The sequence below is a fragment of the Pseudomonas sp. McL0111 genome, from assembly GCF_052567255.1.
Map to the genome: position 1 here is coordinate 4,170,032 of NZ_CP199585.1, position 14,273 is coordinate 4,184,304.

At 61.6% G+C, this 14,273-nt stretch carries 2 protein-coding genes (1 of these 2 cut by a window edge); both read left to right on the forward strand.

Annotated features, from left to right (window positions below; all coding sequences use genetic code 11):
• Positions 1-13,023, forward strand: a complete 13,023-nt coding sequence (locus ACTWLJ_RS19135; RefSeq protein WP_445177994.1) for an amino acid adenylation domain-containing protein — start codon at positions 1-3, stop codon at positions 13,021-13,023.
• Positions 13,020-14,273 carry the start of a non-ribosomal peptide synthase/polyketide synthase gene (locus tag ACTWLJ_RS19140; RefSeq protein ID WP_445177995.1) on the forward strand. Its footprint extends 16,584 nt past the window's final position, so 1,254 of the gene's 17,838 nt are visible here — the first part of the coding sequence; the start codon lies at positions 13,020-13,022; its stop codon lies off the right edge, out of view. The genes ACTWLJ_RS19135 and ACTWLJ_RS19140 overlap by 4 nt, the downstream gene beginning before the upstream one ends.

The following is a 14,273-nucleotide window of genomic DNA, read 5'->3' on the forward strand; positions in this document are numbered from 1 at the left end:
ATGCATTTCAGCGAACTGATGGCTGTTATTTCCACTCACGCGATCCGCCTTCAACAGGAAGATGAAGACCTGGTCATTCTCGGTGGCGACGATGCCCTGGATGACGCGTTGTGGGACAGCCTGGCCGAGCACAAGGCGCAATTGCTGGAGCTGGTTGCCAGCCACGGCGGCGACTGGTTGAGCCCGGCCTTTCGGATCACGCCGGACATGCTGCCGCTGGTAAACCTCGATCAACCGACCATCGACCGCATCGTTGCCGGCGTGCCCGGTGGCGCCGCCAACGTGCAGGATATTTATCCGTTGGCGCCGTTGCAGGAAGGCATGCTTTACCTGCACTTGTCTGCGCCCGCAGGCGATGCCTATGTCTCACAGGCGCGCTTCACCTTCGACAGTCGCGAACGGCTGGACGCGTTCGCCGAAGCGCTGCAATGGATGACTGGACGGCATGACATTCTGCGCACGTCGTTTATCTGGGAACGGCTGGACGAACCGCTGCAAGTGGTTCAGCGCCATGCAACGCTGGTCTGCGAAGAGATCGAATTCAGCGATACCACTGATGTACTGGAGCAACTGCTGGAGCGTCACGATCCACGTTTCTTCCGCCTCGATATCCAGCAGGCGCCACTGTTGCGTCTGGTCTATGCGCAAGATCCAGCCAATGGTCGAATAGTCGGGTTGATGCTGTTTCACCACTTGATCATGGATCACGTCGCCGTCAACGTGGTGCGCCGGGAGATTCAGGCCTGGTTGTCGGGCGATGCGGCGCAGGTCGGGCCGGCGGTGCCGTATCGCGATCACTTGGCACGGGCGCGTATGGGCCAGGACGAACAGGCTCAGGAAGCGTTCTTCCGCGAGATGCTGGCCGACATTGACCAGCCGACCTTGCCCTGCGGTTTGCTGGAAGTGCAGGCTGACGGTCAAGGCATCGAAGAAGTCTCGCGGATGCTCGACAGCGACTTGAGCCGAACACTGCGCGAGCAGGCGCGCAGACTCAACGTCAGTGTGGCGAGTGTGATGCACCTCGCGCTGGGCCGGGTGCTTGGCCAGTTGTCGGGCCGTACGGCGGTGGTGTTTGGCACCGTGTTGCTGGGACGAATGGAGGCCGGCGAGGGCGGCGAGCAGGCACTGGGGATGTTCATCAACACCTTGCCGGTACGCGTCGATGTCGGTGACTCAGGCGTTCAATCTGCTGTGCTGGCAACTCATCGACGCCTGACTGCCTTGCTTGCCCATGAGCAAACTTCGCTGGCATTGGCTCAGCGTTGCAGTGCGGTGGCCGTGCCGACGCCGTTGTTCAATACGATACTCAACTATCGCCACAGCTCCATCGAAGAAGTGGCTGAAGTCGTCGACCTTGCTCCCGGCGTGCAGGTGTTGGGCGCCCGCGAGCGCACCAACTATCCGTTGACGGTCAACGTGGATGATCTTGGCGAGGATCTGCGCATCACCGCTCTGGCGCAGGCAGCTCTCGGTGCCGAGCGTATCGCCAGCTATCTGCACGCAGTGCTGGAAAACCTCGTGCAAGCACTGCAAACGGCGCCGGACTCGCCGCTGCATGGCTTGAAAGTGCTGCCGGCGGCGGAACGTGAACACTGGCTGCACGGCGTCAACTCGACGCTTGAGCAGGTTGCGGATGCACCGTTGATGCATCAACAGTTCGAAGCCCACGCGCAAGCCCGGCCCGACGCCACTGCGCTGATTTTCGACGATTGCACGCTCAGTTACGGCGAACTCAATCGCCGCGCCAATCAGCTCGCGCATCACTTGCTGGCACTCGGTATTCGCCCGGATCAGCGCGTGGCCATCTGCGTCGAACGTGGCCCGCAGATGATCATCGGCCTGTTGGGCGTGCTCAAGGCTGGCGCCGGTTATGTGCCGATTGATCCCGCGTATCCGCTGGAGCGTATTGCCTTCACCCTACAAGACAGTGCGCCAGCGGCGGTGCTGATGCAGGCGAACACAGAAGATCGCGTCGCGGCACTCGCTGTGCCGAAAATCGACCTCAACGATACTGGTTTACAAGTCGAACTCAGCAGCAATCCGCAGATTCCTGAACTGACCCCGCAGCATCTCGCGTATGTGATCTACACCTCGGGCTCCACCGGTTTGCCCAAAGGCGTGATGGTTGAACACCGCAACGTTGCGCGGTTGTTTTCGGCCACTGATGACTGGTTCAACTTCAACCCGCAGGACGTGGGGGCGTTGTTCCATTCCTTTGCGTTCGACTTTTCGGTGTGGGAAATCTGGGGTGCGCTGGCGTTTGGCGGGCAATTGTTGCTGGTGCCGCAAGCGGTAAGCCGCTCGCCGGACGATTGCTACGCATTGCTTTGCCGGGCGGGCGTGACGGTGCTCAACCAGACCCCGAGCGCCTTCCGCCAACTAATCGCCGCACAGGGTCGCAGCCCGTTGCAGCACTCGTTGCGCGAAGTGATTTTCGGTGGCGAGGCGCTGGAGCCCGGCCTGCTCAAGCCCTGGTATGCGCGGGTCGGCAATGCCGGTACGCGATTGGTGAACATGTACGGCATCACCGAAACCACAGTGCACGTGACCTATCGACCGCTGCAAGCAGCGGATGCGCAACTGGTCGGTGTCAGTCCGATTGGCGTACGCATTCCCGACCTGCAACTTTACGTGCTCGATGCACAACGTGAACCACTGCCGGCCGGCGTGATTGGCGAGTTGTACGTCGGTGGCGCCGGGGTTGCCCGGGGCTATCTGAATCGTGAGGCGCTGACTGCCGAGCGGTTTATCCGCGACCCGTTCAATGAACGCAGTGATGCGCGTCTGTACAAGACCGGCGACCTCGCGCGTTGGGCCGCTGACGGCAGTCTCGAATACCTGGGACGTAATGATGATCAGGTGAAAATCCGTGGTTTCCGTATCGAACTGGGCGAGATCGAAGCGCGCCTGTCTGCCTGTGAAGGCGTGCGCGAAGCCGTGGTCATTGCCCGCGAAGACAGCCCCGGTGATCAGCGTCTGGTCGCCTATTGGCTGGCCGCTGAAGGCGCAGAACCAAGCGCTGCGCAATTGCGCGATCACCTGTTGACGCATCTGGCCGAGTACATGCTGCCAAGCGCGTTTGTGCTTCTCGATGCGCTGCCGCTGACCGGCAACGGCAAACTGGATCGCAAGGCTTTGCCACAACCCGACAGCGCAGCCTTCGCCCTGCGTGGTTTCGAGGCCCCGCTGGGCGAGGTTGAAATGCTGATTGCGGGTCTATGGCAGACCTTGCTGGGAATTGAACAGGTCGGCCGTCACGACAACTTCTTCGAACTGGGCGGCCATTCGCTGCTGGCAGTGAAACTGATCGAGCGCATGCGTCAGCGCGAATTGCACTGCGATGTGCGGGTGCTTTTCGGACAGCCAACCGTGGCTGCATTGGCGGCGACGTTGAGCCGCGGGAAAACCATCGTTGTCCCGGACAACCTGATCGAGCCGGGCTGCACGCGCATTACCCCGGACATGCTGCCACTGGCGGTGCTGGATCAAACTGCTATCGACCGTATTGTGGCGACAGTGCCCGGCGGCGTCGGCAATGTGCAGGACATCTATGCTCTGGCGCCGTTGCAGGCCGGGATTCTCTATCACCACCTGGCCACCGATGCCGGTGATCCGTACGTGTTGCAGGCGCAATTCGCTTTTGCAGGTCTGGCGCAGATCAAAGCCTTCGTCCGTGCGATGAACGCGGTGATCGCCCGTCACGACATTTTGCGCACCAGCGTCCTGTGGGAAGGCCTTGAAGAGCCGGTGCAAGTCGTCTGGCGCCATGCCCCGCTGGCCTTGGAACGGGTTGATGCCGATCTGTTGGAAGGCGATGTGTTGCAGCAATTGCAGGCACTTTTCGATCCGCGACATTATCGGCTGGACCTCACGCGCGCACCGCTGATGCGCTTTGCCTACACCGAGGACGCGGCGCAAGGACGCTGGGTCGCCATTCTGCTGCTACACCACATTGTTCTCGACCACACCGCGCTGGAAGTGCTGGTGGCTGAACTGAGTGACGCCTTGCACGCGCAACCGAGCGATCTGCCGGCCCCGGTGCAATACCGAAATTACGTGGCACAGGCACAGCTCGGCGTGAGTGCCGAAGCCCACGAAGCATTCTTTCGCGACATGCTCGGCGATATCGACGAACCGACCCTGGCGTTCGGTTTGCAGGATGTGCATGGCGACGGCAGTTCGATTGTCGACAGCCATTTGCAGTTGGACACGGCGATTGCAAAACGTCTGCGCCTTCAGGCTCGGCAGCTCGGCATCAGTGTCGCGAGCCTGGTGCATCAGGCGTGGGGGCAGGTGCTGGCACAGGTTTGCGGACGCGAAGAGGTGGTGTTCGGAACAGTGCTGTTGGGTCGCATGCAGGGCGGCGAGGGCGCAGATCGGGCGCTGGGGATGTTCATCAACACCTTGCCGTTGCGTGTCAGTGCCGGTGCGATGTCCGCGCGCGAAGGCGTGCGCGTCACCCATGAGCGTCTTGCGCAATTGCTCGGGCACGAGCAGGCCTCGCTGGCGCTGGCCCAGCGGTGCAGCGGGGTTTCGGGTGAATTGCCACTGTTCAGCACGTTGCTCAATTATCGCCACAGTGCAACGGAGTCGTCCGACGTGGCGTGGGACGGCATTCAGGTACTCAGCTCTCGCGAGCGCAGCAATTATCCGTTGGTGGTCAGTGTCGATGACCTCGGCGAAGCATTTCGCCTGAGCGTACAAGCGTTACCGCAGATCGATGGCCCTAGGGTTTGTGGCTACCTGCAAACAGCGCTGGAAAGCCTGGTGACGGCACTCGAGCAAAACCCGCAGACACCGCTGCATCAGCTGTCGATTCTGTCGCCGAGCGAGCGGCAACGGGTGTTGGTCGGCTTCAATATCACCGGCCGTGACTACCCGTGCGCGCAGACGGTTCAGCGCTTGTTCGAAGCGCAGGCGGCGGCGCGTCCCGATGCGCTGGCGGTGGTGCAGGGCGATCAGCAACTGAGTTACGGCGAACTCAATCAACGCGCCAATCGCCTGGCTCAGCATTTGATCGGACTGGGCGTGCAGCCCGATGATCGTGTCGCGCTGTGCTTGCGGCGTGGCCCGCAGATGCTGGTGGCGCTGTTGGCGATTCTCAAGGCCGGTGCCGGTTATGTACCGGTTGACCCAGCCTATCCGCTGGAACGCATCGCCTATCTACTGCAAGACAGCGACCCGGTGGCGGTGCTGACGCAGTCTTCGACCCGCGATCTGGTCGGCGCGGTGCCCGTCATCGATCTGGACATCGGCGGCTGGCATCACCTGCCTGACGTCAACCCGCAGTTATCGTCGCTGTCACCGGCCAATCTGGCGTATGTGATCTACACGTCTGGCTCCACTGGGCAGCCGAAAGGGGTGATGGTCGAGCACGCGACTCTGGAAAACCTTGTGCACTGGCACGCCGAGGCGTTTGATCTGCACGTCGGCAGCCACACCGCCAGTATGGCCGGGTTCGGTTTCGATGCGATGGCGTGGGAGGTCTGGCCGGCGCTGTGCTCCGGTGCGATCTTGCATCTGCCGCCAGAGTCGATTCGCAATGAGCACCTTGATGAGCTGCTCGACTGGTGGCGTGCGCAACCGTTGCAAGTGTGCTTCCTGCCGACGCCGGTGGCCGAGCATGCATTCACGCGCGAGCTGCAACATCCGACGTTGCGAACCTTACTGATCGGCGGCGACCGCTTGCGTCAGTTCAGCCGCAACCAGACGTTCGAGGTGATCAACAATTACGGCCCGACCGAGGCCACGGTGGTTGCCACCTCCGGTCGTGTCGAGGCCGCGCAGCCTTTGCATATCGGGCGGCCGATTGCCAACGCCAACGTCTATCTGCTGGATGCCCGGCGACAACCGGTACCGGTCGGCGTTGCCGGTGAGTTGTACGTCGGCGGTGCAGGCGTGGCGCGGGGCTATTTGAACCGTCCCGAACTCACCGCTGAATACTTTGTTGATGACCCGTTCAGCAGTGACCCGCAGGCACGCCTGTACCGCACCGGTGATCTGGCACGCTGGCTGGCAGACGGCAACATCGAATACCTGGGGCGCAATGACGACCAGATCAAACTGCGCGGGGTGCGCATCGAACCGGGTGAAATCGAAGCCGTGCTTGGTAGTCACTCGGCGGTACAGGATGCCGTGGTGCTGGTGCGTGAAGGACGCTTGCTGGCGTGGTTTACCGAACGCTCGGCGGTGGACATCGAAGATCTGCGCAGTCACCTGCAAGCGCATTTGCCTGACGCTCTGGTGCCGGCAGCTTACGTGCTTCTGGAAAGCCTGCCGCTGACCGCCAATGGCAAAATCGACCGCAAAGCCTTGCCGGAACCGGATCAGAGCGCGTGGCTCAGCCGTGAATACCAGGCGCCGCAAGGTGCGATTGAAAGTGCTTTGGCACAAATCTGGGCTGATGTGCTGAAAGTCGAACAAGTCGGTCGTCACGATCACTTTTTCGAGCTGGGCGGGCATTCGTTGCTGGCGGTGAGCCTGATCGAACGCATGCGCCAGATCGGCCTCAATGCCGATGTACGGGTGCTGTTCAATCAGCCGACCCTGGCGGCGCTGGCCAGTGCCGTGGGCACCGGTCGCGAAGTCGCGGTGCCGGCCAACCGCATCCCCGAAGCCTGCGCGTACATCACCCCGGACATGCTGACCCTGACCGAACTCGATCAGGACAGCATTGAGCGGATCGTCGCCACGGTGCCGGGCGGCGCGCTCAATGTGCAAGATATCTATCCATTGGCGCCGTTGCAGGAAGGCATTCTCTATCACCATCTGAGTGCCGCGCAGGGTGATCCGTACCTCCTGCAATCGCGACTGGCGTTCGACAGCGTCGAGCGCCTGCGCAATTTTGCCGACAACCTGCAGCGAGTCATCGCCCGCCACGACATTCTGCGCACCAGCGTGGTCTGGGAAGGTCTGCCGAGCCCGCAGCAAGTGGTGTGGCGCCAGGCACAACTGGTGGTGCAGAAGGTGCCACTGGACTCGGCGGACGGCGATATTCTCGAGCAGTTGCACCAGCGTTTCGACGCCCGTCATTACCGGCTTGACCTGCATCAGGCGCCGCTGATGCGCATCGTCTATGCCGAGGACCTGGCTCAGCAACGGGTAGTGGCGATTGTGTTGTTCCAGCATTTGATCCTCGACCACACCGCGATGGACGTGGTAGGGCAGGAAATGCGTGCGTTCATGTTCGATCAGGCCGACATCCTCACGCCCCCGATGCCTTACCGCAACTATGTGGCGCAGGCCCGTCTGGGTGCTGCCGAGCAGGAGCATGAGGCGTTTTTCCACGAGATGCTCGGGGATATCGAAGAGCCGACCTTGCCGTTCGGTTTGCAGGATGTACAGGGCGATGGCGGCGATATCGAGCAAGCGTTGCAAGCTGTCGATAGTGGATTGAATGTGCGCTTGCGCGATCAGGCGCGGCAGATGGGGGTCAGCCCCGCGAGCCTGATGCATCTCGCTTGGGCGCAGGTGCTGGGGGCGCTGTCCGGGCGCAACGACGTGGTGTTCGGCACCGTGTTGATGGGGCGCCTGCAGGGCGGCGAGGGTGCTGATCGAGCGCTGGGCGTGTTCATCAATACCTTGCCGTTGCGGGTCGATACCGGCGCAGGCGTGCGTGCCGCAGTGAAAACCACCCATGCGCGGCTGACAGCGCTGTTGGCGCATGAGCATGCCTCGCTGGCATTGGCGCAGCGTTGCAGTGCAATCCCCGGCTCGGCACCGCTGTTCAGCGCGCTGCTCAATTACCGGCACACGGCGGCCGAAGCGCAGCCGCGTGATGGTCAGGGCATATGGGCAGGCGTGCGCCTGCTTGGTGGCGAAGAGCGCAGCAACTATCCGCTGACCCTGAGTGTTGACGACCTCGGTGACAGCTTCGCCCTGACGGTGCTGGCGGTCAGCCGGATCGGCGCGCATCGCATTTGCGCCTACATGCACACTGCGCTGGAGCATCTGGTGCGGGCGTTGGAACAGACGCCGCAAGCGCCACTCAACGGCTTGCCGATTCTTCCTGTGCTGGAGCAGGAGCGTTTGCTGGTCGGCTTCAACCAGCATTCAGCAGCATATCCTCGTGGCGCGACGATCCATGCGCTGGTGGAGGCGCAAGCCAAGCGTCATCCGCAGGCGCTGGCGGTGATTCAGGGCGACCAGCAACTGACTTATCTTCAGCTCAATCAACGGGCCAATCGTCTGGCTCATCACTTGCTCAGCCTCGGAGTGCAGCCGGATCAGCGAATTGCCGTGTGCCTGCGTCGCAGCCCGCAAATGCTCGTGGCGTTGTTGGCAATCCTCAAGGCCGGCGCCGGTTACGTGCCGGTCGATCCAGGCTATCCGTCGGCGCGCATCGCCTATCTGTTGCAGGACAGCGATCCGGTGGTGGTACTGGCGCAGGACTCGACCCGCGATCTATTGGGCGCGGTGCCCGTGATCAATCTGGATCACGAGCCCTGGCAGCACCTGTCCGACGCCAATCCGCAACTGCCGACGTTGACCCCGGCACACCTGGCCTACGTGATCTATACGTCGGGCTCGACCGGCGAGCCCAAAGGCGTGATGGTTGAACACGCGACTCTGGAAAACCTTGTGCACTGGCACGCCGAGTCGTTCGATCTGCACGCCGGCAGCCACACTGCCAGCGTTGCCGGCTTCGGTTTTGATGCGATGGCGTGGGAAGTCTGGCCGGCCTTGTGCGTCGGCGCGACCCTGCACCTGCCACCGCAATCGATCGGCAACGAGCATCTTGATGAACTGCTTGACTGGTGGGCCAAGCAGCCGTTGCAGGTGTGCTTCCTGCCAACCCCGGTCGCCGAATATGCATTCAGCCGCGAGCTGCAACACCCGACGCTACGCACGTTGTTGATCGGCGGTGATCGCTTGCGTCAGTTCAATCACAACCAGACCTATCAGGTGATTAACAACTATGGCCCGACCGAGGCCACAGTGGTTGCCACCTCCGGCCCGGTCGAGGCCGGACAGTTGCTGCACATTGGTCGGCCGATAGCCAACGCCAGGATCTACCTGCTCGATGAGCAACTGCGTCCGGTGCCGGTCGGCGTACCCGGCGAGTTGTATGTCGGTGGCGCGGGTGTGGCGCGGGGTTACTTGAACCGGCCGCAACTGACCGCCGAGCGCTTTCTCGAAGACCCGTTCAGTGACGAACCACAAGCACGGATGTACCGCACCGGCGACCTCGCACGCTGGTTGGCTGACGGCAATATCGAATATCTGGGGCGTAACGACGATCAGGTGAAACTGCGCGGTGTGCGCGTGGAACTCGGTGAAATCGAAGCGGCGCTGGCCAGTTATCCGGCGGTACAGGATGCCGTGGTGCTGGTGCGCGACGAACGTTTGATTGCCTGGTTCACCGAGCGTACTGCGCTGGATATCGAAGAGTTGCGCATGCATTTGCAAGCCCGCCTGCCGCAGGCACTGGTGCCCGCAGCGTACGTCCAGCTTCAATCGCTGCCGCTGACCGCCAACGGCAAACTCGACCGCAAGGCCTTGCCTGACCCGGATCAGGACGCATGGCTCAGCCACGAATACGCCGCGCCGCTGGGCGCGGTGGAAATCGCGCTGGCGCAGATCTGGTCCGAGGTGTTGCAGGTCGAACAAGTCGGTCGTCACGACAACTTCTTTGAGCTGGGCGGCCATTCGTTGCTGGCGGTGAGCCTGATCGAACGGATGCGTCAGCTCGGTTTGAGCACCGACGTGCGGGTGCTGTTCAGCCAGCCGACGCTGGCGGCACTGGCTGCGGCAGTCGGCAGCGGACGCGAAGTCGAAGTGCCGGCCAATGGTATTCCTGCGGGTTGTACGCAGATCACGCCGGACATGTTGACGCTGGTGCAGCTGGATCAACCGACCATCGAGCGCATAGTCGCCACGGTGCCGGGTGGCGCTGCCAATGTGCAGGATATCTATCCATTGGCGCCGTTGCAGGAAGGCATTCTTTATCACCACTTGAGTGCGGCGCAGGGCGATCCCTATCTGCTGCAATCGCGCCTGGCGTTCGACAATATCGAACGTCTTCAAGCCTTCGCCGCCGCGTTGCGTCAGGTCATGCAACGTCACGACATCCTGCGTACAGGCGTGGTCTGGGAAGGTTTGACCACACCTGTGCAAGTAGTCTGGCGTGAAGCTGATTTGCCGTTGCAAGAGGCAGTGCTGAACCCGGCGTCCGGGGATGTCTTGACTCTGTTGTATGAGCGCTTCGACGCCCGACACTTTCGAATTGATCTCAGCCAGGCACCGCTGATTCGACTGGTGTATGCGCATGACCCGGTCAACCACCGAGTGGCCGCGATGCTGTTGTTCCATCACATCGCGCTGGATCACACCGCACTGGACGTCGTTCGTCAGGAAATGCAGGCGATCTTGCTCGGTCAGAACCAGCCACTGTTGGCCGCCGTGCCCTATCGCAATTACGTGGCGCAGACGCGTCTGGGCGTCAGCGAGCAGGAACACGAAGCGTATTTCCGTGAAATGCTCGGCGATGTCGATGAGCCGACGCTGCCGTTCGGCCTGATCGATGTGCGCGGTGACGGGCATGACATTGAAGAAGTCCGCCAGCCAGTGCCCGAGGCGCTGGCACGGCGTTTACGAGGACATGCGCGGCAAATGGGCGTCAGCGTGGCCAGTCTGTTCCATCTGGCCTGGGCGCAAGTGCTGGCGGCGACGTCCGGTCAGGATCGGGTGGTATTCGGCACCGTGCTGTTGGGCCGGATGCAGGGCGGGACAGGTGCTGATCGCGGTCTGGGAATGTTCATCAACACCTTGCCGCTGCGTGTGGATCTGGGCGAAACCCACGTGCGCGCCGGGGTAAAAGCCACGCATGCTCGACTGACCGAACTGCTCGGCCATGAACATGCTTCGCTGGCTTTGGCGCAACGTTGCAGCGGCGTGACCGCGCCGTCGCCGTTGTTCAGTGCGATGCTCAACTACCGCCACGGCGACAGCGAGGAGCAACAGCAGAGCAATCGTCTGGCGTGGGAAGGCATAGAGAATCTCTCCAGCGAAGAGCGCACCAACTATCCGCTGAGCCTGAACGTCGATGATTTGGCCAGCAGCTTTCACCTTACCGCGATGACACCTGCCAGCATTGGCGCTGTGCGGATTTGCGGCTATATGCAGAGCGCGCTGTCGGCGTTGGCCGATGCACTGGAGCAGACGCCGCATCTGCCGTTGAATCGCCTGTCGATATTGCAGGAGCAGGAACGCCACAAGTTGCTGTTCGAGTTGAATGCCACTGACGTCGACTACGACCTGAATCAGACGATTAACGGATTGTTCGAGGCGCAAGTCCGGCATACGCCTCAGGCTGTTGCGGTTGTAGCGAACGGGCAGCCACTGACCTACACAGCTTTGAATGAGCGGGCGAATCGTCTGGCCCATCATTTGCGCGCACAGGGTGTAACCGCCGATTTGCGAGTGGCGATCTGCGTTGAGCGCGGTCTGCAAATGGTCGTCGGCCTGCTGGCAATCATCAAGGCTGGCGGCGCTTATGTGCCGCTTGACCCGGCTTATCCGCAGGAACGAATCGCCTACATGCTGGAGGACAGCGCGCCGGCGGCCGTACTGGTGCAAGGGTCGACACGTGAATTGCTCGGCGATATTGCAGTGCCGGTGATCGATCTTGATCAAGAGACCTGGCAGTCGCTGCCTGCCGATAATCCGCAGGTTCCGGAATTGAGCCCGCAGACTCCGGTGTATGTGATCTACACCTCCGGCTCCACCGGACAACCCAAAGGCGTGATCAACGAGCATGCCGGGGTGGTCAACCGCTTGCTGTGGATGCAGGAGGCTTATGGCCTGACCGCCGCCGACAGCGTGTTGCAAAAAACCCCATTCAGTTTCGACGTGTCGGTCTGGGAGTTTTTCTGGCCGCTGATGACAGGTGCGCGTCTGGTCATGGCGCGCCCGGGCGGACACAAAGAGCCGCTGTATCTGAGCGAAGTGATCGCAGCCGAAAACATCACCACGCTGCACTTTGTACCGTCGATGCTCGACGTATTTCTCGCCCACGGCGACAGTCAGCGGTGCGCCGGCCTGCGTCAGGTGATGTGCAGTGGTGAAGCCTTGCCGGGTTCTTTGGTTCGGCGCTTCAAGCAGCAACTGCCGGGCAGCGAGCTGCATAACCTTTACGGTCCGACCGAAGCAGCGGTGGACGTCACGGCCTGGCATTGCGCCGGATCGGTAGAGCAAACCCCAGACAACACACCGATTGGCAAACCAGTTGCCAACACCCGGATGTACATCCTCGATGCGCAACAACAACCGGTGCCGCAAGGTGTGGTCGGTGAGCTGTACATCGGCGGCGTACAGGTGGCTCGTGGTTACCTGAACCGTCCAGAGCTGAGCGCCGAACGCTTCCTCAACGACCCGTTCAATACGCAGCCGAATGCGCGGATGTACCGCACCGGCGACGTCGCGCGCTATCTGGCCGACGGCAATATCGAGTATCTGGGGCGCAACGACGATCAGGTGAAAATCCGTGGCTTGCGCATCGAACTCGGCGAGATTCAGGCGCGTTTGACGCAAATCGGCGGCGTGCAGGAAGCCGTGGTGCTGGCCCGTGAAGACGTGCCGGGCGACAAGCGCCTGGTCGCGTACTACACCGGCCAGCAAGTCCCTGTCGATGAGTTGCGCAGTCATTTGCTCCAGCATCTGCCGGATTACATGGTGCCTGCGGTATTCGTCCGTCTCGACAACCTGCCGCTCAGTCCGAACGGCAAACTGGATCGCAAAGCCTTGCCCGCGCCGGACCAGTCTGCAATCACCAGCCGCAAATACGAAGCGCCGATGGGGGATGTGGAAATCACCCTCGCACGGCTGTGGGCGGAATTGCTCAACGTCGAACGGGTGGGGCGTCACGACCATTTCTTCGAGTTGGGTGGTCACTCATTACTGGCGGTCAGTCTGATCGGCCGGTTACGTCAGGAAGGCATGGAAGCCGATGTCAGGTCGTTGTTCGAGCAACCGACGCTGGCCGGTTACGCCGCAATTACCGAAAGAATGGAGATCGTCCTGTGAACGTGATCGAACTGTTGGCGACACTGAAGGCAAAAGATATTCAGCTGGCGGTCGCGGACGACCAATTGCGGGTCAACGGCAACAAACAGGCACTGAACGATTCGGCGTTGCTGGCGCTGTTGCGGGAACATAAACCGGAGCTGATCGAACTGATCAAGGCCGGGCACTATTCGCCCGTCAAGAATGGCCAGGTCGAGGTGCCGGCCAACGGGATAATCCCCGGCACTACGCACATTACCCCGGCCATGCTGACCCTCGTCGAACTGGACCAGGCCACCATCGAGCGTATCGTCGCCGATGTGCCGGGTGGTGCCGCCAATGTGCAGGATATTTATCCGCTGGCACCGTTGCAGGAAGGCATTCTTTATCACCATGTCAGTGGCGGTGAGGGCGACCCCTACGTCATGCAATCGCACTTTGCATTCGCCAGTCATGAGCGTTTCCAGGCATTCGCTCAAGCCTTGCAAACCGTGATCGATCGCCATGACATTCTGCGCACCGCTGTGATCTGGGAAGGGCTGGATGCGCCGTTGCAAGTGGTCTGGCGTCAGGCACGGCTGCCGGTGGAGGAGGTCCTGCTACCCGATGCGGACACTGATGTTCTGGCGCATCTGCTGGAACGCTTCGACATCCGCCACTTTCGACTGGATGTCCGCTGCGCGCCGTTATTGCGTCTGGCGTACGCCTGGGACGAGGCGGGACAGCGTCTGATCGCCACGCTGCTGTTTCACCACATGGCGCTGGACCACTCGGCGCTGGATGTCGTGCGCCATGAAATGCTCGCCTGCCTGACCGGGCAAAGTGAGTTGCTGGGGCGACCAGTGCCGTTTCGCAATTACGTGGCGCAGGCGCGGCTGGGCATCAGTGAGGCCGAACACGAGACGTTCTTTCGCGACATGCTCAGCGACATCGATGAGCCGACATTGCCGTTCGGCTTGCAGGATGTACAGGGCGACGGCGGCGACATCGCCGAGGTCAGTTTGCCGGTCGAAGCGCTGCTGGGGCAGCGTTTACGCACCCAGGCCCGTCTGCTTGGCGTGAGCACTGCCAGCCTGTTTCACCTCGGCTGGGCGCAGGTATTGGCGGTGCTGACCGGTAAGCAGAGCGTCGTGTTCGGCACAGTCTTGATGGGGCGCATGCAAGGGGCCGAGGCGGTTGAACGGGCGCTGGGGATTTTCATCAATACTTTGCCGCTGCGGGTGGACGTCGATGGGCAGGGCGTGCGCGCCGCTGTCAATGCAACCCATGCG

Bases quoted from the DNA above. Each gene is read 5' to 3' on its own strand.
- ACTWLJ_RS19135 (WP_445177994.1), top strand. From the start codon at position 1: ATGCATTTCAGCGAACTGATGGCTGTTATTTCCACTCACGCGATCCGC.